Here is a 20,588-nt window from a genome sequence, read left to right on the forward strand (position 1 = left end):
AACCTCGCAAACGCATGTCACGGCATTGTTCCACAAAGGTCACAAGGCCAGCAACGCGCCTGTTTACCTTATGTGCACCGATGTCAAAAGTCCGTATTCTGTGAGACTTTTCAGATGTTATGCGAGTGACTTAAATGCGCCTGGCTTTATTCGATCTGGACAATACGCTCCTTGGTGGCGACAGCGACCACGCCTGGGGGGATTACCTGTGCGAACGCGGTATTCTCGACCCAATCGCTTACAAGAACCGCAACGACGAGTTCTATCAGGACTACCTGGCCGGCAAGCTGGACCTGAACGCCTACCTGGAATTCACCCTGGAAATCCTCGCGAAAACGGAAATGGCCCAACTCGACGAATGGCATCGCGATTTCATGCGCGATTGCGTCGAGCCCATTGTCCTGCCCAAGGCCCTGGCCTTACTCAAGCAGCATCAGGATGCCGGCGACAAGCTGGTGATCATCACTGCCACTAACCGTTTCATCACCGGCCCGATCGCCAAACGCCTGGGCGTGCAAACCCTGCTGGCCACCGAATGCGAAATGGTCGACGGCCGCTTCAGCGGGCGCAGTACCGATATACCGTGCTTTCGTGAAGGCAAAGTGACGCGCCTGAACCGCTGGTTGCTGGAAAACGGCTATAGCCTGGAAGACAGCTACTTCTACAGCGACTCGATGAACGACCTGCCACTGCTGGAACAGGTCACCCATCCGGTGGCGGTCGACCCCGACCCGAACCTGCGCGCTGAAGCCCAGCAGCGCGGCTGGCAGGTGATCAGCCTGCGCGATTGATAGGTGCAAGCGGATTCATCGATGCGCCGGACCGGTGAATCCGCTCCCACATGCGCCGTTTAGACTGGCTTGGCACCCATCAGCCCGGCGATGGCGATAAAACACACACCACTGAACACCGCCAGCGCCAGGGTGAACTTCGGGTTGCCCACGGTCGGCGCCGTGCGCAGGCGGTTGACCCGTGCCAGCAGCCAGAACCAGCTGAAGGCACCGAAGGTGTAGATAACGCTGGAGCCCAACACCCAGGTCTGGCCCAGCGGCCAGCCGATCAGGTGCACCAGCCACCAGCCGGTGAACGGCATGCTCACCAGGCAGATGCCCATCAACAGCCAGACAAACACCAGCGGCCGGGCCATCAGCCGTGTGTGGGCACTGGCGTCACCCTTGCGGCGCGCCAGAAAGGTCCAGATCGCCAGCCCCAGTGCGCTGCCCAGCAGCAACAAGGTAGCCAGGATGTGGGCGGTTTTCAGGGTAGTCAGCAGTTCCATTTCTTATTTCTTCCTCAGGCGTTGCCCAAAAGCGTAGACGCTCAGCCCAGGAACAGCCGGTACGCCGGGTTATCAGTTTCGTCCCAGTACGGGTAGCCAATCTTGGCCAGTGCCGCCGGCACCAGGTGGCGCTCATCATCCGGTACCTGCAAGCCGGCGACCACGCGACCATCAGCCGCGCCGTGGTTGCGGTAGTGGAACATCGAGATGTTCCAGCGCCCGCCCAGCTTGTTGAGGAAGTTGAACAACGCCCCCGGACGCTCCGGGAACTCGAAGCGCAGCACCAGTTCGTCACTGACCCGCGCGGTATGGCCACCGACCATATGGCGGATGTGCAGCTTTGCCAGTTCGTTGTCGGTCAGGTCGAGTACCGGGAAGCCTTGCTCAGTCAGGCTCTGGATCAGCGCGCTGCGTGGGTCGGTATCCGGGTGGGTCTGCACGCCGACGAAGATGTGCGCTTCGCCGTCGGCATGGTAGCGATAGTTGAATTCGGTGATCTGGCGCTTGCCGACCGCTTCGCAGAAGGCCTTGAAGCTGCCCGGCTGCTCGGGAATGGTCACGGCGATGATGGCTTCGCGGCCCTCGCCCAGTTCGGCACGCTCGGCGACATGGCGCAGGCGGTCGAAGTTGACGTTGGCGCCGGAATCGATGGCCACCAGGGTCTGCCCGCTCACGCCATTGAGCTCGACGTACTTCTTGATCCCGGCAACGCCCAAGGCGCCGGCAGGCTCGGTGATTGAGCGGGTATCGTCGTAGATATCCTTGATTGCCGCGCAGATCTCATCGGTACTGACGGTAATCACCTCGTCGACGTAGTCCTTGCAGATATCAAAGGTGTGCTGGCCGATCTGCGCAACCGCCACACCATCGGCAAACAGCCCGACTTGCGGCAGCACCACGCGCTCACCCGCGGCCATGGCGGCCTGCAGGCAGTTGGAGTCGTCCGGCTCGACGCCGATCACCTTGATTTCCGGGCGCAGGTACTTCACGTAGGCGGCGATACCGGCGATCAGGCCGCCGCCACCGACCGGGACGAAGATTGCGTCCAACTGGCCCGGGTGCTGACGGAGGATTTCCATGGCCACGGTGCCCTGCCCGGCGATGGTGTGCGGATCGTCATAGGGGTGGATGTAGACGAAGCCCTTCTCGTCCACCAGCTTCAGCGAATAGGCCAGCGCTTCCGGGAACGAGTCGCCGTGCAGCACGACCTTGCCGCCGCGCGAACGCACGCCTTCGATCTTGATCTCGGGGGTAGTCTTGGGCATCACGATAGTGGCCTTGATCCCCAGCTCGCGGGCCGCCAGGGCCACGCCCTGGGCATGGTTGCCGGCCGATGCGGTAACCACGCCACGGGCCAGCTCCTGCGCACTGAGCTGGGCCAGCTTGTTGTAGGCACCGCGAATCTTGAAAGAGAACACCGGCTGCAAGTCTTCACGCTTGAGCAGGATGTTGTTGCCCAGACGCTTGCTCAGCTGGCCGGCGGTCTGCAACGGAGTTTCGACGGCGACGTCGTAAACGCGCGAGGTGAGGATCTTCTTGACGTACTGTTCGAGCATCGGGAAAGCATCACTGAGCGGTTGGGCGGGGTTTGCGAGTCTACCCCAGCGCCCGGTCGGGCGACCACAGCAAGGCAGGGGTTTTAGCCGCTATACTACGCGCCTTCACGATACTCCTCCCCGCTTCGGAGCCCGCATGACCCAGGACCAACTCAAACAGGCTGTTGCCCAGGCCGCTGTCGATTTCATTCTGCCCAAGCTCGATGACAAGAGCATCGTCGGCGTCGGCACCGGTTCGACCGCCAACTGCTTCATCGATGCCCTGGCCAAGCACAAGACCGCCTTCGACGGCGCCGTGGCCAGCTCCGAAGCGACGGCAGCACGCCTGAAGGGTCATGGTATTCCGGTGTATGAGCTGAACACCGTCAGCGACCTGGAGTTCTACGTCGACGGTGCCGACGAAAGCGACGAGCACCTGAACCTGATCAAGGGCGGCGGCGCCGCCCTGACCCGCGAGAAAATCGTTGCCGCCGTGGCCAAGACCTTCATCTGCATCGCCGACGCCAGCAAGCTGGTACCGGTGCTGGGCGCCTTCCCGCTGCCGGTCGAAGTCATCCCCATGGCCCGCAGCCATGTGGCCCGCCAGCTGGTCAAGCTCGGTGGCGACCCGGTGTACCGCGAGGGTGTGCTGACCGATAACGGCAACATCATTCTCGATGTGCACAACCTGCAGATCACCAACCCGGTCGAGCTGGAAAGCCAGATCAACGCGATTGTCGGCGTGGTCACCAATGGCCTGTTCGCGGCGCGGCCGGCGGATCTGCTGTTGCTGGGGACTTCGGAAGGGGTCAAGAGCCTCAAGGCCTGACAGCATCGCGGGGCAAGCCCACTCGTTGTAGGAGCGGGCTTGCCTCGCGATGAAACCTACTCGGTCGGCTTCTTGAACACGTAAAACAGGTTCGGCTCGCTGACCAGGTAAATGGTCCCGGCATCGTCCATGGCGATGCCTTCGGCCTGCGGCACACTCTTCTTCAAGCCCTGAAAGCCCTTGCGCAGTGACAAAGTGCTCAGCGGCTTACCCTGCACATCCAGCTCCAACACCAGCTGCGACTCATCCGACAGCGCCAGCAAGTGGCCGCTGCGCTCATCGAACTGCAAGCTCGACAGATCCCTTACAAACAGCCGCGAATCACGCTTCTGGTCCTGTACCACATGCACCGCATACGGCTGCTCGGGGTTGTCATGGGGGAACCCATGCACCTCGTAGATCAGCATCGGGTCACGCTCCTTGGCCACGAACAGGCGCTTGCCGGCCGAGTCGTAGGCCAGGCCTTCAAAGCCTTTGTTGCCATTGAGGCCGATACCCAGGGTCAGCTGTTCGGCATCCTTGGCGTCGAGAAACGGTGTGTTGTCGTTCAGCCGCACGCGAATCAGGCGCTGTTCGCGCTCGTCGGTGATCACGTAACTGTTGGGGCCGATATATTCCACCGCCTCCGGGTCGCCAAAGCCGGTCAGCGGCACACGCCGCAGGATGCGCCCGTCCAGCGACAGCTCGATCAGCTCAGGGCGTTTATTGGTGACGGTAAACAGGCTATTGCGATCAGGGTCGAAGGTCAGCGCCGAAATGTCTTCATCCAGGCCATCGATAGGCTTGGCCTCAAGCACCACCTTGTACTGGTCCAGACCCATGCTTTGCTCAAACGGCTGCCACCAGGTCTTGACGTTGAACCAGCCGCGTTCGAACAGACGGTACTGCTGCCCGGCAACAGCGACCAGGAGCAAGGCGAACAGGCTCAATACCAGGAAAATCAGCGGCAGGCGGATGTAGCGACGCATTCAGGTGGACTCTTTAAGTGACAGCCTGAATCTTCCCACACTCAACTGAAGCGAAACTTAAAACCTTACGTAGGAAAAATCTGAAATCAGGGCTTTTTGAAACGATAGAACAGATCCGGCTCACTGACGATGTACAGCGTGCCGTGTTCGTCCATCGCCACGCCTTCAGCGCGTGGAATGCGCTTTTTCAGGCCGTTGAAGCCACCCAGCAGGGTCATGAAGCTGACCTGCTCGCCCTTCTCGTCCAGCTCCAGAAGCATGTTGGAGTCGGCGGACAGCACCAGCAGGTGCCCGGTGCGCGGATCGACGCCCAGCGCCGAGAGGTTGCGCAGGTCCAGCTCGTCGCTTGGCAGCGGCTTCTTGTCGCCGGTCAGCGGGCTGTGGCCGTCGCTGCTCCAGGTGAACAGGGCCGGCGGTCGTTCTTCACCGAGGATGATGCGCTGCTGCAGAGGGTCCCAGGCCACGGCTTCGAAGGCCTTGTTCTGGTTTTCAGATGGGCCGAGGTCGTACTGCGGGAAGTCGGCAATGTTCAGCGATTTGGTATCGGCTTTGAGGGTGACGATGGTCATCTTGTGATCGCGCTCGTCGACAATCGCCAGGCGCCCGCCTTCGAGCACGGCCACGCCTTCAGGGTTGCTCCAGCCCACCAGCGGCATCTTGCGCAGCACGTCGCCCTCAAGGGTCAGCTCGACCAGGAAGGGATTCTTGCCCATGACCGCGAACAAGGTTTTGCTCACCGGATTGTAGGACAGGTCGGAAGCTTCATCATCCTCCATGCCTGGCAGCACTTTGGCGTCGATATCGACCTGGTAGTCCGGCAACCAGATGCTGGCCTGTTGCTCGACCTTGCTTTCGAAACGCTCCTGCAACCAGAGCAGGCCACGGTCATCCCAATGCATGGCAATCGCCACGCCGTAGCCGATGATCGCCGCGCCAACCAGCCAGGTGGACCAGCGCAAGGCCAGGCCACGCTTGCGCGCAGGCGGCAGGGAATTGCTCGAAGGAAGAGGAGTGGCCATGGGGTTGTGCTCTTTTTGCCAGTTGATAACACATTACCGGCACGTTCGCAGAGCCAGGTCCGCAAGCATTATCCGGATCGATTGTGAAAAAAATGGCAAAAGCCGACGGGCAGTATGGCAGCCAGTTTTTCTGGCTGCCACGTCGGTAAGTCAGAGCACCTGGCTTTCGAAACGGCTGACGCCTGGCAGCTCAATCACCAGCTGGTCGCCAGGATTGAGCGGGCCAACGCCAACCGGGGTACCGGTCAGGATAACGTCACCGGCCAGCAGCGAGAATTGCGTGGCCATGTGCTGGATCATCGGCACGATCGGGTTGAGCATCAGCGCACTGTTGCCGTCCTGGCGCACTTCACCGTTGAGGGTCAGGCGGATACCGATGTCGGTCAGGTCTTCAAAGGCACTGGCCTGCACGAACGGAGGCAGTACGCAGGCACCATCGAAGCACTTGGAGCGCTCCCACGGCAGGCCCTTCTCTTTCAACTGTGCCTGCAGGTCGCGCAGGGTCAGGTCCAGGGCCGGGGCAAAGCCGGAGATAGCGTCGAGCACTTCTTCGTCACTGGGGTTGGTCGACAGCGACTTGCCGAGCAATACGGCAATTTCCGTCTCGTAGTGCACCGAACCGCGTTCCGTCGGGATCTTGAAACCGCTGTCGAACGGCACCACACAACTGCCCGGCTTGATAAACAGCAGCGGCTCGCTAGGGATGGGGTTATCCAGCTCTTTGGCGTGCTCGGCATAGTTGCGCCCGATGCACACCACTTTGCCCAGGGGAAAGTGAATACGCGTGCCGTCTACATACTGGTGCTGATAGCTCATTACCGACTCCTGGCGCTATTGGATGCTCTTGTGCCTGTGGCTTACTCGACAGCGAAGATCTTGCCCGGGTTCATGATCCCGTTGGGGTCGAACGCTGCCTTCACTGCTTTCATGTATTGGATTTCGACCGGCGAGCGGCTGTAGGTCAAGTAATCGCGCTTGGTCATGCCGACGCCATGCTCGGCGGAGATCGAGCCGTTGTATTTCTCGACGGTCTCGAACACCCACTTGTTCACCGTCGCGCACTTGGCAAAGAACTCGTCCTTGCTCAGGTTTTCCGGCTTGAGGATGTTCAGGTGCAGGTTGCCGTCGCCGATGTGGCCGTACCAGACCACTTCGAAATCCGGGTAGTTATCTGCGACGATCGCGTCAATATCCTTGAGAAACGCCGGCACTTTCGACACGGTTACCGAAATGTCGTTTTTGTACGGGGTCCAGTGCGAGATGGTTTCGGAGATGTATTCGCGCAGCTTCCACAGGTTTTGCAGTTGCTGTTCGCTCTGGCTCATGACCCCGTCCAGCACCCAGCCCTGCTCAACGCAGTGCTCGAAGGTGGCCAGGGCATCGTTGGCCACCTCCTCGTTGCTGGCCTCGAACTCCAGCAAGACATAGAACGGGCAGTCGGTCTCGAACGGCGCCGGCACGTCGCCGCGGCCCATGATCTTGGCCAGGGCCTTGTCGGAGAAGAACTCGAAGGCGGTCAGGTCGAGCTTGGCGCGAAACGCGTGCAGCACCGGCATGATCGAATCGAAGTCCGGCGTACCGAGGACCATGGCCGTGAGGTTGTTCGGTGCCCGGTCCAGGCGCATGGTCGCCTCGACCACAAAGCCCAGGGTGCCCTCGGCGCCGATGAACAGCTGACGCAGGTCATAGCCGGTGGCGTTCTTGATCAGGTCCTTGTTCAGCTCGAGCAGGTCGCCCTTGCCGGTGACGACCTTGAGGCCGGCCACCCAGTTGCGGGTCATGCCGTAGCGAATCACCTTGATCCCGCCGGCATTGGTGCCGATATTGCCGCCAATCTGACTGGAACCGGCCGAGGCGAAGTCCACCGGATAGTACAGGCCCTTGTCCTCGGCAAAATCCTGCAGCTGCTGGGTAACCACCCCCGGCTGGCACACCACCGAACGGTCGAATTCGTTGAAATCGAGGATCTGGTTCATGTAGTCGAACGCCACGACCACTTCGCCGTTGGCCGCTACCGCTGCTGCCGACAGCCCGGTTCGGCCGCCCGACGGCACCAGGGCGACCTTGTGCTGGTTGGCCCAGTGGACGATGGCCTGAACCTGTTCGATGCTCTTGGGGAAAACGATGGCCGAGGGCGCGGGGGCGAAGTGCTTGGTCCAATCCTTGCCGTAGGCCTCAAGAGAAGCGGCGTCGGTCAGCACCTTACCAGGCGCTACAAGGGTCATCAGCTCATCAATCAGCGCAGAATCGGTCATCGATAGAACTCTCGAACTATTCATAGTCACCCTGAGCACTCTTCACGTCCCAGGGATGGGCGTATCGGGGGGTACTCATGCTAGCATACGCCCCCCGCTGATCGTGCTTCAGGCCGATGCTGCGAGAGCTTCACTTCCCTGCCATTTTTCTCCGGGACACAGGTTTACGCAGATGAGCAAGACTTCTCTCGATAAGAGCAAGATCAAGTTCCTTCTTCTCGAAGGCGTCCACCAATCCGCCGTGGACGTCCTCAAGGCCGCCGGGTATACCAGCATCGAGTACCTCACCGGTTCTCTGCCCGACGCTGAGTTGAAAGAAAAGATCGCTGATGCCCACTTCATCGGCATCCGCTCGCGCACTCAACTGACCGAAGAGGTTTTCGACTGCGCCAAGAAACTGGTCGCTGTCGGCTGTTTCTGCATCGGTACCAACCAGGTTGACCTGAACGCCGCTCGCGAGCGCGGTATCGCCGTGTTCAACGCGCCGTACTCCAACACCCGTTCGGTCGCCGAACTGGTGCTGGCCGAAGCGATCCTGCTGCTGCGCGGCATCCCCGAGAAAAACGCTTCCTGCCACCGTGGCGGCTGGATCAAGAGCGCGGCCAACTCCTTCGAGATCCGCGGCAAGAAGCTGGGCATCGTCGGCTACGGCTCGATCGGTACGCAACTGTCGGTCCTGGCCGAAAGCCTGGGCATGCAGGTGTTCTTCTACGACCCGCTGACCAAGCTGCCATTGGGCAACGCGACCCAGGTCACCAGCCTGAATGAGCTGCTGGGCCTGGCCGACATCGTCTCGCTGCACGTGCCTGAGCTGCCATCCACCCAGTGGATGATCGGCGAGAAAGAAATCCGCGCGATGAAGAAAGGCTCGATCCTGATCAACGCCGCCCGCGGTACCGTGGTCGAGCTGGATCACCTGGCTGCGGCAATCAAGGACAAGCACCTGATCGGCGCCGCCATCGACGTGTTCCCGGTTGAGCCGCGCTCCAACGACGAGCAGTTCGAAAGCCCGCTGCGTGGCCTGGACAACGTGATCCTGACCCCGCACATCGGCGGTTCCACCGCTGAAGCCCAGGCCAACATCGGCCTGGAAGTGGCCGAGAAGCTGGTCAAGTACAGCGACAACGGTACTTCCGTGTCGTCGGTCAACTTCCCTGAAGTGGCCCTGCCGGCGCACCCGGGCAAGCACCGCCTGTTGCACATCCACGAAAACATTCCGGGTGTACTCAGCGAAATCAACAAAGTGTTCGCCGAAAACGCGATCAACATCTCCGGTCAGTTCCTGCAGACCAACGAGAAAGTCGGTTACGTGGTAATCGACGTTGATGCCGAGTACTCAGACCTGGCGCAAGAAAAACTGCAACAGATCAAGGGCACCATCCGTTCCCGCGTACTGTTCTAACGTTCTTCGCGCAATAAATCGCGGGGCAAGTCGAGTCCTCGACTTGCCCCGCGATGCTTTTCGCCGTTATTTAACAGTAACGGTGATCTTCTTCGACTCGACGCTCGGCTTGAACGGCACGTGGAACTTGTCGCCCAGCACCAGCTGCAAGGTGTGCTTGCCCGGAGTCAGGGTCAGCTTGACCTCGGTCTGCGCCTTGCCGAAGTGCAGCACTTGCGGGCCGGCCGCCAGTGGTGCGTTGTTTTCCGGCAGCAGGCTGGTTGGCAGCACCTGGTCGGCCGCAGGTTCTTTGTCGACGTCCACCAGCAAGTGATGGTGACCGGTGTGCGGGGTCTGATCACCGGCTGGTTTGAGCTCCATGCCCTCGATGCCGAACTTGACGGTGAAGGTCTTGTCGACCGTAGCGCCATCGGCCGGGGAAACGATGAAGACCTTGGCGTCTTTTGGCGGCTCCTGGCTCTTGAGGCCATCGGCGGCAGCGGCAAAGGCCGAGACACCCATCAGCAATCCGGCGACCGCTGCACGCGAAAATAGGCTTTTCATTCACTTCTCCTGTGTTTTACTTCAATAACCTTTGCCACTAAACGAACGGCAACGGTGGATTACCATAGTCCAAATGCGTCAAAACATGTTTAACAACCGCGACAGAAAAAATTTCGCCGCCGGTTAAACATCCTCCACCTGACGTGGTCTTAAGTTGCGTTCGACCGTGACAAACACAGAAAGTCGCGGCGACTCGATTTCACTGCCAAGCATTCAAGGGGCTAAAATGCGTTTTGCCATTGGGGTACTACTTGCCACCCTGCTCAGCCCATGGGCACAGGCCGAGCTGATCGACGACGTCAACGACCGCGGTGAACTGCGCATTGCCGTAGAAGCCAACATGGCGCCGTTCAGTTTCAAGGAAAACGACAAACTCAGCGGTTTTGAAGTCGAACTTGGGCAATTGCTGGCCAATGAACTCGATGTGCGTGCCGAATTTGTCGTGGTTGAATCCAAGGACGTGCTGCAAGGCGTCGAAAGCGGCAGTTACGACATCGCCCTCAACCACATCGCCGCTACCCCAGAGCTCAAAGAGCGTCTGGATTTCAGCGAACCCTACGCCTATTCCAGCGCCCAACTGATTGTGCGCAAGGAAGAAAAGCGCCCACTGAGCACCCTCGCAGCGCTCAAGGGCCATAGCCTGGGCGTGGTCCAGGGCAGCCAGTTCGCCGAACAGGCACGGGTGGTGGAAGGCGTGGACCTGCGCAGTTACCCGGATGCCAAGCAGCCGATCAAGGATGTGGCCAACGACCAGATCGATGCCGCGATCAGCGACCGTTTGCTGGTGCCGTATGCCATTCGCGACAGCCAGCAGCCCGTCAGCAAAGGCGCCACAGTGGGCCCGATCCTGAGCCTGGCGATTCCGTTCCAGAAGGGTAACCCGGCGTTCCAGAACTCCCTGGACGGCGCGCTGCAGCGAATCAAGGCCGATGGCCGGCTGAGCGAGTTGTCGCAGAAGTGGTTCGGCATGGATGCGAGCAAGCCGCCGAAGCAGTAAACGAGTGGGGCTGCTTCGCAGCCCATCGCTGGCAAGCCAGCTTCCACAGGTGCTGCATGCACTGGCCCTTGTGGGAGCTGGCTTGCCAGCGATGAGGCCTTCGAATCAAAGCTGCTTCAGAGCCAACTCCGCCGCCTCAAGCTCCAGCTCACTGAACACCTGCACCCCTGCGCGCCGCAGCAACGCGGTGGTCACGCCCTCTCCCGCCACTTTGGCGCCGCTGAAAGTGCCGTCATAGGTCAACGCATTGCCGCACGACGGGCTGCCGGATTTGAGCACCGCAATGCCGATGCCATGGCGGCGTACCAGCGCCAGCGCCAACTGAGCTCCAGCCAGGAACTGCGCACTGACATCCTCACCCGTGACGGTCAGAACCTGCGTATCGCCATCAAGCACCGCAGCACCCTGGCCACCCGGGATCTCCGCCGGCGGCCGTGGCGTTGGCAAGCCGCCAGCCACCTCGGGGCACAACGGCACGACCCGCCCCTCGGCCTGCCACTGCTGGAGTAAATCCGGATGGCCGCTGGCGCGTCCGTCATAGCGTACCGGCTGGCCGAGCAGGCAGGCACTGACCAGAACCTTGTGCATCTCAGAACGGCTCGTTGCCACGGCGGCGGAACCAGCCGGTCAGCGACAGGCGATCGCGATGGGCCGGCAACACCTCATGGGGGACTTCGCCTGACAGGAACACCACCAGGCAACCGCCGATCGGTGGCACGTCGTGCTCGACATCGCCCTTGAGGGTCATGCGCAGTTGGCCGCCGTGCTCGGGCTGCCAATCCTGGTTGAGGTAGATCACCGCTGAGACCATGCGCCGGTCGTCATCGCGAAAGCGGTCGAGGTGCTTGCGATAGAAAGCACCCGGTGGATACAGGGCGAAGTGGCACTCGAAGTCCTCAAGGCCGAGGAACAACCCGCGATTAAGGGCCAGGCGCAGGCTGTCCATCAGCGCCAGGTAGTGGTCGCAAGGCTCGGCCTGGCCGGGCTCCAGCCACTGGATACGGTCGCCGCGGATGCCCTCGCGGACCTCCTGGGCAAGGCCCCGACCCACGGCTGCCGGCTCCAGCGCACCCTCGGCGGCGCGATTGCGGCACTCGGCCGCCAGCGCCAGGGTCAGAGACTCTGGAAGAAAGGTATTTTGCTGCGACCAGCCACGGGCGGCCAGGTCGTCGACGATGCGCAACAGCAGGGGGTCATCAGGGGATATGTGCATGTCGCGCATAGTATCGATCTGCCGCGAAATCCGACAGCGCCACTTGGCCGAGAGTATGCAATGGCTTCTCGACAAAGCCCCGCCATGGCAAGGACAATAGCGCCCTGCCGACAGGAGTCCTGAATGCGCCGTTTGTTTTTACTGCTGATGATGATCTGCACTACGCCTGTCTGGGCAGACAGCCTCGACCAACTCTACAAGGTCGCCGGCTGGCCCGAGCAGCGCGCCCACTTCACCGATGCCCTCGATGCCGCCCAGCAGCGCTATCGCAACAGCCTGCCGCCTGCGGTTTACCAGGCGCTGGTCAATAACAGCAATCAGCGCTTCCAGGCCCAGGCTGTGGATAAACGCGCCGAGGCCCAGCTGCGCGCCAATCTCAGCGATCCGGCCCCGGCCCTGGCCTTCTTCCAATCGCCGCTGGGGCGCAAGATCGTCGCCGCCGAACTGCTCGCCACCCGTCGCGACCAGTTGGCCAAGAATGCCAAGGGCCTGCCCAAGGTCCAGGCCAGCGATAACCGCCTGCTGATCATCGGCCACCTGGCCCAGGCCCTGCCGGCCCGCGAAGCCGGTGCCGAAGTGAGCCTGGCGATTGCCGGGGTCGCCGCCGACAGCCTCAGCCAGATGATCCCCGGCCTGCTCGGTGGCGGCCAGGCCCAGGGCCTGCTCGACGGCCAGCGCCAACGCCTGATGGAACAAATCGGCAGCGAACTGAACAACACCTTGCTGTACGTCTATCGCGACCTGTCCGATGCCGAGCTGGAAGAGTTCGCCACCTTTGCCGAGTCCGACGAAGGCAAGGCTTACTACAAGGCCGCCCTGGCGGCGATCCGTGCCGGCCTTGCGGTTGGCCAGGAAACCTCGCAGCTGAAGTGATCAGCCCAGGCGCTGGTCAATGAACTCGAAGTAGCGCGCGCGAATCGCCGGCAACTCGTTGGCCAGGTGATGCCGCGCTTCGGGAATCATCAGGATCCGCGGCGCGGCGAATTTCTCCCCCAGCACCTTGAGGTTGTACGGCCAGTCGACGGTCATGTCGCATTCGCCCTGAATGATCAGCGGCTGCCGCGGGCTGAGCGGCGCCGCTTCAATACGCTTGACCCAATCGAGCAACGCCCCCACCCAGGCCGTCGGCAGGCGTCTTGGCTGCAACGGGTCGGCCAGCAGGAACGGCAAAAAGGTCGGGTCGTTGCTGTTCTCGCTGAAGCGCCGCTCAATGCCGTTGACGAACGGCTTGAGCACCCGGTAGCTGAATTTCGACCAACGCCACGCCCGTGGCCGTACCAGCGGCGCGAGCAGGATCACCTCGCCCTGGGCCGGGCACTCGGCGCCGCGATGCAGCAGATGGTCGACGATGATCGCACCACCCGTGCTCTGCCCGAACAGATGCCACGGCTGCGGCAGCTCCAGGCTACGGGCCTGCTCGAACAGCGCTTGCAGCACCTGCTGGTAGGCACTGAAATCATCGATGCTGGCACGCTCGCCACTGGACAGCCCGTGCCCGGGAAGATCGCAGGAGATCACCGCATACTGCTGATCCAGCGCCCAATCGATGACATGCCGGTACAAGCCCATGTGGTCGTAAAAGCCGTGCAGCAGAATCAGCGTCGCCACGGGCGCCGCCGGCAACCACACCTGGCCGACCACCTCGAACCCTGCGGCGTCGAAACGCCCCAGCCAGCTCTGTGGGGCATCTTCACGGGCGGGCAGATCGAGCCCGTAGAAGCGCTGATAGGCCTGACCCTGCGTCGACAGTGGCTGCCGCGCCGCCAGGGATGACAGGCTGGCACGTAGGGAGTCGGGCTGAAATGACGCAGGCATAAAAGATTTCCAGACGCAAAAGCGGGTTATTGACCTGTGATATTCATCTGTCGCCGCCAGCATGGCAAGCTAGGCGACTTTTTTCGGACATTGCCGACATGCCCCGCTCGCCCCTGCGCACCCTGCTTGGCCTCTTGCTCGTCGCCTTCTGCGGCGCCGGCCTGTGGTGGGCCTACGACAGTTTCCAGAGCCGCTACCTGCGCACTTTCGACAACCAGACCGCGCTGTTCTCCGGCGACCGCCTGCAACTGCCGGCGAGCATTGCCGGCCCCGGCCCGATCCGCCTGGTGCACTTCTGGGACCCGGCCTGCCCGTGCAACGTCGGCAACCAGCAGCACCTGGGCGAGCTGATCGAGCACTTCGGCCCCCAGGGTGTTGAGTTCTATGTGGTGCAGAAACCCGGGACCCGCGGCCAGTTGCCCGCCACCCTCAGCGCGCTCAAACCGCTGAGCGAGCTGCCCGGCGCCGAGCACCTGCCGGCCACCCCCGGCGTAGCGATCTGGGACCGCAACGGCCAACTGGCCTACTTCGGCCCCTACAGCGAAGGCGCGACCTGCAATTCGAGCAACAGCTTCATCGAGCCCATCCTGCTCGCCTTGAGCCAGGGCCGGGCAGTCAGCGCCACGCACACCATGGCGGTGGGCTGCTACTGCCCCTGGCAGCCCTAGCGCGCCCGTGCAGGATTGCCAACCACGGTCGCACCCGCAGGCACATCGCGGGTAACCACGCTACCGGCGCCAATCACCGCGTTATCGCCCACGGTTACCCCCGGCAGGATGATCGCGCCGCCGCCAATCCAGACGTTACTGCCGATCTTCACCGGCCGCCCGCTTTCCAGGCCGCTGCGGCGCAGTTCCGGGTCCAGTGGGTGATCGGCGGTGTAGATCTGTACCGCCGGGCCGATCTGGCAGTCATCGCCGATACTCACCGGGGTAACGTCGAGGATCACGCAGTTGAAGTTCATGAACACGTTGGCGCCGACGCTGATGTTGTAGCCATAGTCGCAGTAGAACGGCGGGCGAATCACTGCACCGTCACCGACCTCGCCGAAATGCTCGAGCAACAACCCGTGGCGCTGCTCGTTGAGCAGGTCGGCGCTGTTGTTGTAGCGCTGCATCCAGTGCTTGTTGGCAATCTGTTCGGCCTGCAACTGCGGGCAACTGGCGTGATAGAGCTGGCCGCTGAGCATTTTCTGCTTTTCACTGAGATTCATCTGGCCTCCTTTGGGGCTATCCTCTGTCCGTCTTTACCTCGATGATCGGACCACAAGATCCGCTAAAAAGTACAAGGAGTCACGATGAAGCGCAGCCTGACCTTACTCGCCGTGGTCATTGCCGCGGCCGCCGGCGGCGGTTACTGGTACGTGCACGGCAAGCTGCCGCAACGCGCAGGCGAGGTCATCCTGAGCAGCCTGCAGGCGCCGGTCAGCGTGCGCTATGACGCCCGCGGCGTGCCGCATATCCAGGCGCAGAACGAGGCCGACCTGTACCGTGCCCTTGGCTATGTACATGCCCAGGACCGCCTGTTCCAGATGGAGATCATCCGCCGCCTGGCCCGCGGCGAGCTGGCCGAAATCCTCGGCAGCAAACTGCTAGGTACCGACACCCTGTTCCGCAGCCTGCGCATTCGCGAGCAGGCTGAGCTGTATGTCGAACGCCAGGACAAAACCTCGCCGGCCTGGCTTGCCCTGCAGGCTTACCTGGACGGTGTGAATGCCTGGCAGGACAGCCATCCCAAGCCGATGGAGTTCGACGTGCTGGGCATCAAGCCCCGGCCCTTCACCGCCCAGGACACCATCAGCATCGCCGGCTACATGGCCTACAGCTTTGCCGCGGCGTTTCGCACCGAACCTGCACTGACCTACATCCGTGACCAACTGGGCGCCGACTACCTGAAGATCTTCGACCTGGACTGGAACCCGCAAGGCGCCCTGGCCAGCAAGCCAGCCCTGGCTGCCAGCGACTGGCAAAGCCTGCAGCAGCTGGCGCAACTCAGCCAGCAAGCCCTGAGCGATGCCGGCATTCCCCAGTACGAAGGCAGCAACGCCTGGGCGATTGCCGGCAGCCGCACCCGCAGCGGCAAGCCGCTGCTGGCCGGCGACCCACACATCAGTTTCGCCGTGCCGTCGGTGTGGTACGAGGCGGAACTGACCGCACCGGGCTTCAACCTCTATGGCTATCACCAGGCGCTGAACCCCTTCGCGTCGCTGGGGCACAACCGCGACTTCGGCTGGAGCCTGACCATGTTCCAGAACGACGACGTCGACCTGATTGCCGAACAGGTCAACCCCGACAACCCCGAGCAGGTGAAGATCAACGGCCAGTGGCAGACCCTGGTCCAGACCCAGGACCAGATCGTGGTGAAAGACCAAGCGCCGGTGAACATCACGTTGCGCCGCTCGCCTCATGGGCCGATCGTCAATCCAGTGCTGGGCGACACTGCGGGGCCGACGCCGATTGCCGTGTGGTGGGCATTCCTGGAAACCGAGAACCCGATCCTCGATGGTTTCTACCAGGTCAACCGCGCCGACACCCTGGACAAGATGCGCGCCGCAGCGGCAAAGATTCAGGCACCGGGGCTCAACCTGATCTGGGCCAACGCCCGTGGCGATATCGGTTGGTGGGCGGCAGCGCAGTTGCCGATTCGGCCAGCCGGGGTCAATCCGGGCTTCATTCTCGATGGCAGCACGGCGCAGGCCGACAAGCTCGGCTTCTATCCTTTCAGCGCCAACCCGCAGGCGGAGAACCCGGCCAGCGGCTACATCGTCTCGGCCAACTTCCAGCCGCCCGCGAACATGCCGATCCCCGGCTATTACAACCTGGCCGACCGTGGCCAACGCCTGAACCAGCACCTGGCCGACCCGCAGACCAAATGGGACCAGCAGAACAGCCAGGCCCTGCAACTGGACACCATCACCGACTACGGCCCGCGCACCCTGGCGCCGTTGCTGGCAGTGCTGCGGGAAGTGGCCGAGGGCGATCAGGAGAAAGAGCTGGTCGAGCAGTTGGCGGCGTGGAATGGCGACTATCCGGTGGACTCGGTCAGTGCCACGCTGTTCAACCAGTTCCTCTACGACCTGGCCTACGCGGCGCTGCACGATGAACTGGGCGACACCTGGTTCCAGACCCTGATCAGCACCCGCGCCATCGATGCCGCGTTGCCACGACTGGCGGCCGACGCCAATTCACCCTGGTGGGGCAAGCAAGGCAGCAGCGATCAAGGTGACCGCAAGGCGACGGTGAAGCAGGCCTGGGGCAAAACCCTGGCCCACCTGCGCGAGACCTTCGGCAACGACCCGACCGGCTGGCAATGGGGCAAGGCCCATACCCTGACCCACAACCATCCCTTAGGGCTGCAGAAGCCGCTCAACCTGTTGTTCAACGTTGGACCGTTCGCCGCACCGGGCACCCATGAAGTGCCGAACAACCTGTCGGCGAAGATCGGCCCGGCACCGTGGCCGGTGACTTATGGGCCATCGACCCGGCGGCTGATCGACTTTGCCGATGCCGGCCAGGCGCTGACCATCAACCCGGTCGGGCAAAGCGGGGTATTGTTTGACCAGCACTATGGCGACCAGGCCAAGGACTATATCGAAGGCCGGTACCACAAGGCGCAGATGGGTGTGATTCCGGCGCAGAGCACCTTGAGGCTGGTGCCTTGAAAGCTTCGCTGGGCAAGCCCGCTCCTGCCGACACCGGTGGGAGAGGGATTGCCCCGCGATAGGTCAGCCCTGCCAATTACCGCCTTCGACAATCACGCTCTCAGGCTTGGTGTCATCGCTCAGTTCCTTGCGCACATACTGGTCATACAGTTTGAGCAGGTACTTCTGCTCGCCCAGGCGCGCAAGCTCGGCGTTGACCCAGTCACGCAGCTCGATGTTGCCCTTCTTCACCGCCGGTGCAATCGGTGCTTCCTCGCCGAGCTTTTCTTCCAGTACGCGGTAGCCCGGGTTCTGCTTCGACCAGCTGAACAGGATCAGGTTGTCCTGGGCGTAGGCATCACCACGACCGCTGGCCAGGGCCTGCAGCGACTCGGTGTTTTTCTCGAACTTGAGCAGCTTCCAGTCCGGGTGGTTCTTGGTCAGCCAGATGTCGGCGGTGGTGCCGGTGGTGACGATGGTGGTCTTGTCGGCCAGGTCATCGAGTGTCTTCACACTGCTGCCTTCCGGCACCAGGGCCTGCACGGCAACACGCAGATTGGGGTTGGTGAATTCCACCGCCTCCTTGCGCTCCGGGGTCACGGTCATGTTGGCCAGGATCAGGTCGACCTTGTCGCTCTGCAGGAACGGAATACGGCTGGCAGGTTCCACGGCAACGAACTCGACCTTGTTCTCATCGCCGAGCAGGTCCTTGGCAAACTGGCGGCCGATGTCGGTATCAAAACCAACATAGCGCCCGGCCTCGTCGACAAAGCCAAATGGCGGTTTGTCGGTAAATACGCCAACGATCAGCTTGTCGCGGGCCTTGATGGTTTCCAGGTAGCTGGTGGCCGGCGCGGCGCCACCGGCGGCCGGCTTGCTCGGCTCTTCAGCTTTGTTGCAGCCGGCCAGCAGGGCCAGGCCGAGTACGGACAACAGCAGTTTCGAAGTCTTGGCAGTTTTCATGACAGTTCCTTTGCGAGTGTTTTGGGCAGGCTTTCAACAAAGGAGAATTTCTCCAGAAACTGCTGCGCGCGTGCGCTCTGCGGGTTCGTAAAGAAGCTCTCGGGGTCGCGCTGTTCAAGGATCCTGCCGGCCTCCATGAACACGATGCGGTTGGCCACCGCGCGGGCGAAGGCCATTTCATGGGTAACGATGAGCAGGGTCATGCCGTCACGGGCCAGGCCCTGGATCACCTGCAGCACTTCCTTGACCATTTCCGGGTCGAGCGCCGCGGTGACTTCATCGAACAGCATCACTTGCGGGTTCATGCACAGCGAACGGACGATGGCGATGCGTTGCTGCTGGCCACCGGAAAGCTGGCGCGGGAAGGCGTCGCGCTTGTCCAGCAGGCCAACCCGGGCCAGCAAGGCTTCGGCCTGGGCCTGGGCCTCACGGCGCTCGCGCTTTTGCACCTTGAGCGGGCCCAGCAGCAGGTTGTCGATCACGCTCATGTGGCCGAACAGGTGATAACTCTGGAACACCATGCCGACCTGCTGGCGCACCTGGCGCCAGTCGGTGCCGGGCGCCAGCAGCTCTTCACCGGCCAGGCGCAGGCTGCCGCTGTGGGCTGTTTCCAGGCCGTTGAGGCAACGCAGCAAAGTGCTCTTGCCGCAGCCGCTGGGGCCGAGGATCACCACTACTTCACCGCTGCGTACCTGCAGGTCGACATGGTCGAGCACCTGCTGCTCGCCGAAGAATTTGTTGAAGCCCTTGAACTCGATCAATGCGCTCATGCGTGTGTCCAGCGGCGCTCCAGCGCGCGCGAAGCGGCTGACAGCGGGTAGCAGATGAAGAAGAAAAACAGGAACAGCGCGCCGTAGATCAGTACCGACTCGTAGGTGCGCTCGATGATCTGCTGGCCGACCTTGATCACATCGACCACGCCGATCAGCACCGCCAGCGAGCTGGTCTTGATGATCCGCGTGTAGATGTTGATGGTCGGCGGGGTCATGCGCTTGAGCGCCTGGGGCAGCAGGACATAGCCATACAGCTGCCCGCCGGACAGGCCGATCGACAGCCCGGCTTCGCGCTGCCCGCGCGGCAACGACTGCAGCGCGCCACGCACCACCTCGCCCACTTCGCTGGCGCCCCACAACGACAGCACCAGCACCGCACACCAGAAGCTCGGAATGCTCACGGCAAAGAAGATCGGCAAACCGAAGAACAGCAGGTACAGCCAGACCAGCACCGGGATCGCCCGGAACAGCTCCAGGTAGATGCGCAGCAGCACATTCACGCAGCGTTTGCCCAAGGTCGCCAGCACGCCGTAAAGCACGCCGCCGAGGGTGGCGAAGAGGATGCTCAGCGCCGAAATCGCCAGGGTTTGCGCAGCGCCCTTGCCCAGTTGCGGCAAGGACACCAGCAACAACTCAAGACCCGAACTGGCCATGTTGCAGCCTCCGTTCCAAGCGGCTGAGCAGCAGCGACAAAGGCAGGAACAGCAGCACGCAAATCAGCGTCAGCACCGCGAGCATCTCGTAGGTCTTGTAATACAGAGCGATGTAGCTCTTGGTGGTGTAGAGAATTTCCGGCACCGCCACCGCCGACACCACGGTGGTTTCCTTGAGCAAAAAGATGAAGTTGGCGAACAGCGCCGGCAAGCTGAGGATGCCCGCCTGGGGCAGGATCACATGGCGCAGTAGTTGGCCTTCCGACAGGCCAATCGAGCGGCCGGATTCCAGTTGCGCCACAGGTACTGCCTCGACACCGGCGCGCAGCACCTCGGTCAGGTAGGCGCCGCCAAGGAAGGTCATGGTGATGATCGCCGCTGCGAAACCGGAAATCTTCAGGCCCAGTTCCGGCAAGGCGAAGTAGACGAAGAACAGCTGGATCAGCAGCGGCGTGTTGCGCGCCAATTCCACATAGAGCTTTACCAGGCGCTGCAGGTATGGCGTGCGGTAAACCAGGATCGCGGCGTTGACCAGCGCCACCAGCAGCGAAGTGCCGATGGCGATCAGGCCGACTTGCAAAGTGACGCCCACTGCCTTGAGAAAGGCCGGCAATGTGCTAAGGATAAAGGCGAAATCGAAGCTCATGGGATGAGCCTCGGCAGACAATCAAGTGGCAGCATGGACAGGATCTCGGACCGGCCCG

22 protein-coding genes are annotated in these 20,588 nt (G+C 62.0%); 7 read left to right on the top strand and 15 right to left on the bottom strand.

Annotation, left to right across the window (positions count from 1 at the left end; translation table 11 throughout):
* Positions 1-134 precede the first annotated feature (134 nt).
* The gene (locus F8N82_RS23805) at positions 135-791 is read left to right on the top strand and encodes an HAD family hydrolase (protein ID WP_038997700.1); all 657 of its coding nucleotides are present in this window, start codon (positions 135-137) and stop codon (positions 789-791) included.
* 59 nt (positions 792-850) lie between these two features.
* On the opposite strand, the gene F8N82_RS23810 is transcribed toward F8N82_RS23805, so the two are convergent.
* Together F8N82_RS23810 and ilvA are read right to left on the bottom strand one after the other, a co-directional pair.
* Complete coding sequence (locus F8N82_RS23810) at positions 851-1,279, bottom strand: DUF2269 family protein (protein ID WP_038997701.1); 429 nt, start codon at positions 1,277-1,279, stop codon at positions 851-853.
* 41 nt (positions 1,280-1,320) lie between these two features.
* The gene (gene ilvA, locus F8N82_RS23815; protein ID WP_038997702.1) at positions 1,321-2,835 is read right to left on the bottom strand and encodes a threonine ammonia-lyase, biosynthetic; all 1,515 of its coding nucleotides are present in this window, start codon (positions 2,833-2,835) and stop codon (positions 1,321-1,323) included.
* A 136-nt stretch (positions 2,836-2,971) separates the two neighbouring features.
* Here ilvA and rpiA point away from each other — a divergent pair, with 136 nt between their 5' ends.
* The gene (rpiA, locus tag F8N82_RS23820) at positions 2,972-3,643 is read left to right on the top strand and encodes a ribose-5-phosphate isomerase RpiA (RefSeq protein WP_010222132.1); all 672 of its coding nucleotides are present in this window, start codon (positions 2,972-2,974) and stop codon (positions 3,641-3,643) included.
* Positions 3,644-3,699: 56 nt separating this feature from the next.
* Here rpiA and F8N82_RS23825 read toward each other — a convergent pair whose 3' ends face one another.
* From F8N82_RS23825 to F8N82_RS23840, 4 genes are all read right to left on the bottom strand, one after another.
* Complete coding sequence (locus F8N82_RS23825; protein WP_038997703.1) at positions 3,700-4,611, bottom strand: SdiA-regulated domain-containing protein; 912 nt, start codon at positions 4,609-4,611, stop codon at positions 3,700-3,702.
* A gap of 86 nt (positions 4,612-4,697) precedes the next feature.
* Positions 4,698-5,630, bottom strand: a complete 933-nt coding sequence (locus F8N82_RS23830) for an SdiA-regulated domain-containing protein (protein WP_038997704.1) — start codon at positions 5,628-5,630, stop codon at positions 4,698-4,700.
* Positions 5,631-5,780: 150 nt separating this feature from the next.
* The gene (locus F8N82_RS23835; RefSeq protein ID WP_038997705.1) at positions 5,781-6,446 is read right to left on the bottom strand and encodes a fumarylacetoacetate hydrolase family protein; all 666 of its coding nucleotides are present in this window, start codon (positions 6,444-6,446) and stop codon (positions 5,781-5,783) included.
* A gap of 41 nt (positions 6,447-6,487) precedes the next feature.
* Positions 6,488-7,885, bottom strand: a complete 1,398-nt coding sequence (locus F8N82_RS23840) for an FAD-binding oxidoreductase (protein ID WP_038997706.1) — start codon at positions 7,883-7,885, stop codon at positions 6,488-6,490.
* A 172-nt stretch (positions 7,886-8,057) separates the two neighbouring features.
* On the opposite strand from F8N82_RS23840, the gene serA reads away from it, so the two are divergent.
* Complete coding sequence (serA, locus tag F8N82_RS23845) at positions 8,058-9,287, top strand: phosphoglycerate dehydrogenase (protein WP_038997707.1); 1,230 nt, start codon at positions 8,058-8,060, stop codon at positions 9,285-9,287.
* 66 nt (positions 9,288-9,353) lie between these two features.
* On the opposite strand, the gene F8N82_RS23850 is transcribed toward serA, so the two are convergent.
* Positions 9,354-9,830 carry a DUF4399 domain-containing protein gene (locus F8N82_RS23850; protein WP_038997708.1) on the bottom strand — a complete coding sequence of 159 codons (477 nt, stop codon included), beginning with the start codon at positions 9,828-9,830 and terminating at the stop codon, positions 9,354-9,356.
* Between the two features lie 226 nt (positions 9,831-10,056).
* On the opposite strand from F8N82_RS23850, the gene F8N82_RS23855 reads away from it, so the two are divergent.
* Positions 10,057-10,827 (top strand): transporter substrate-binding domain-containing protein, encoded by a 771-nt coding sequence (locus tag F8N82_RS23855; protein WP_038997709.1) that lies wholly within the window; start codon positions 10,057-10,059, stop codon positions 10,825-10,827.
* Positions 10,828-10,932: 105 nt separating this feature from the next.
* Here F8N82_RS23855 and F8N82_RS23860 read toward each other — a convergent pair whose 3' ends face one another.
* Both F8N82_RS23860 and F8N82_RS23865 read right to left on the bottom strand, forming a co-directional pair.
* Entirely contained in the window at positions 10,933-11,415 is a 483-nt protein-coding gene (locus tag F8N82_RS23860) for a DUF523 domain-containing protein (protein WP_038997710.1), read from the bottom strand.
* 1 nt (position 11,416) lies between these two features.
* Entirely contained in the window at positions 11,417-12,049 is a 633-nt protein-coding gene (locus F8N82_RS23865) for a 2OG-Fe(II) oxygenase (protein WP_038997711.1), read from the bottom strand.
* Positions 12,050-12,163: 114 nt separating this feature from the next.
* Here F8N82_RS23865 and F8N82_RS23870 point away from each other — a divergent pair, with 114 nt between their 5' ends.
* Positions 12,164-12,913 (top strand): DUF2059 domain-containing protein, encoded by a 750-nt coding sequence (locus F8N82_RS23870; RefSeq protein WP_038997712.1) that lies wholly within the window; start codon positions 12,164-12,166, stop codon positions 12,911-12,913.
* On the opposite strand, the gene F8N82_RS23875 is transcribed toward F8N82_RS23870, so the two are convergent.
* Complete coding sequence (locus F8N82_RS23875) at positions 12,914-13,855, bottom strand: alpha/beta hydrolase (RefSeq protein WP_038997713.1); 942 nt, start codon at positions 13,853-13,855, stop codon at positions 12,914-12,916.
* A 98-nt stretch (positions 13,856-13,953) separates the two neighbouring features.
* Here F8N82_RS23875 and F8N82_RS23880 point away from each other — a divergent pair, with 98 nt between their 5' ends.
* Positions 13,954-14,523 carry a DUF6436 domain-containing protein gene (locus F8N82_RS23880; protein WP_052251599.1) on the top strand — a complete coding sequence of 190 codons (570 nt, stop codon included), beginning with the start codon at positions 13,954-13,956 and terminating at the stop codon, positions 14,521-14,523.
* Here the strand turns inward: F8N82_RS23880 and F8N82_RS23885 are convergent.
* The gene (locus F8N82_RS23885) at positions 14,520-15,068 is read right to left on the bottom strand and encodes a sugar O-acetyltransferase (protein WP_038997714.1); all 549 of its coding nucleotides are present in this window, start codon (positions 15,066-15,068) and stop codon (positions 14,520-14,522) included. The genes F8N82_RS23880 and F8N82_RS23885 overlap by 4 nt on opposite strands.
* An 84-nt stretch (positions 15,069-15,152) precedes the next feature.
* On the opposite strand from F8N82_RS23885, the gene F8N82_RS23890 reads away from it, so the two are divergent.
* Positions 15,153-17,516: a penicillin acylase family protein gene (locus F8N82_RS23890; RefSeq protein WP_038997715.1), complete on the top strand. Its 2,364-nt coding sequence runs from the start codon at positions 15,153-15,155 to the stop codon at positions 17,514-17,516.
* A 63-nt stretch (positions 17,517-17,579) separates the two neighbouring features.
* On the opposite strand, the gene F8N82_RS23895 is transcribed toward F8N82_RS23890, so the two are convergent.
* From F8N82_RS23895 to F8N82_RS23910, 4 genes are read right to left on the bottom strand one after another with little or no spacing between them, the layout of a single operon-like run.
* Positions 17,580-18,458: a transporter substrate-binding domain-containing protein gene (locus tag F8N82_RS23895; protein ID WP_038997716.1), complete on the bottom strand. Its 879-nt coding sequence runs from the start codon at positions 18,456-18,458 to the stop codon at positions 17,580-17,582.
* Positions 18,455-19,228: an amino acid ABC transporter ATP-binding protein gene (locus tag F8N82_RS23900; RefSeq protein ID WP_038997717.1), complete on the bottom strand. Its 774-nt coding sequence runs from the start codon at positions 19,226-19,228 to the stop codon at positions 18,455-18,457. The genes F8N82_RS23895 and F8N82_RS23900 overlap by 4 nt, the downstream gene beginning before the upstream one ends.
* Positions 19,225-19,884: an amino acid ABC transporter permease gene (locus F8N82_RS23905; protein WP_038997718.1), complete on the bottom strand. Its 660-nt coding sequence runs from the start codon at positions 19,882-19,884 to the stop codon at positions 19,225-19,227. The genes F8N82_RS23900 and F8N82_RS23905 overlap by 4 nt, the downstream gene beginning before the upstream one ends.
* Positions 19,865-20,530, bottom strand: coding sequence for an amino acid ABC transporter permease (locus F8N82_RS23910; RefSeq protein ID WP_038997719.1), 666 nt, complete (start codon positions 20,528-20,530; stop codon positions 19,865-19,867). Before F8N82_RS23910 ends, F8N82_RS23905 begins: the two co-directional genes overlap by 20 nt.
* Between the last annotated feature and the right edge of the window lie 58 nt (positions 20,531-20,588).

Origin of the sequence: Pseudomonas fluorescens (assembly GCF_902497775.2) — a bacterium.
Taxonomy (GTDB): Bacteria; Pseudomonadota; Gammaproteobacteria; order Pseudomonadales; family Pseudomonadaceae; genus Aquipseudomonas; species Aquipseudomonas putida_F.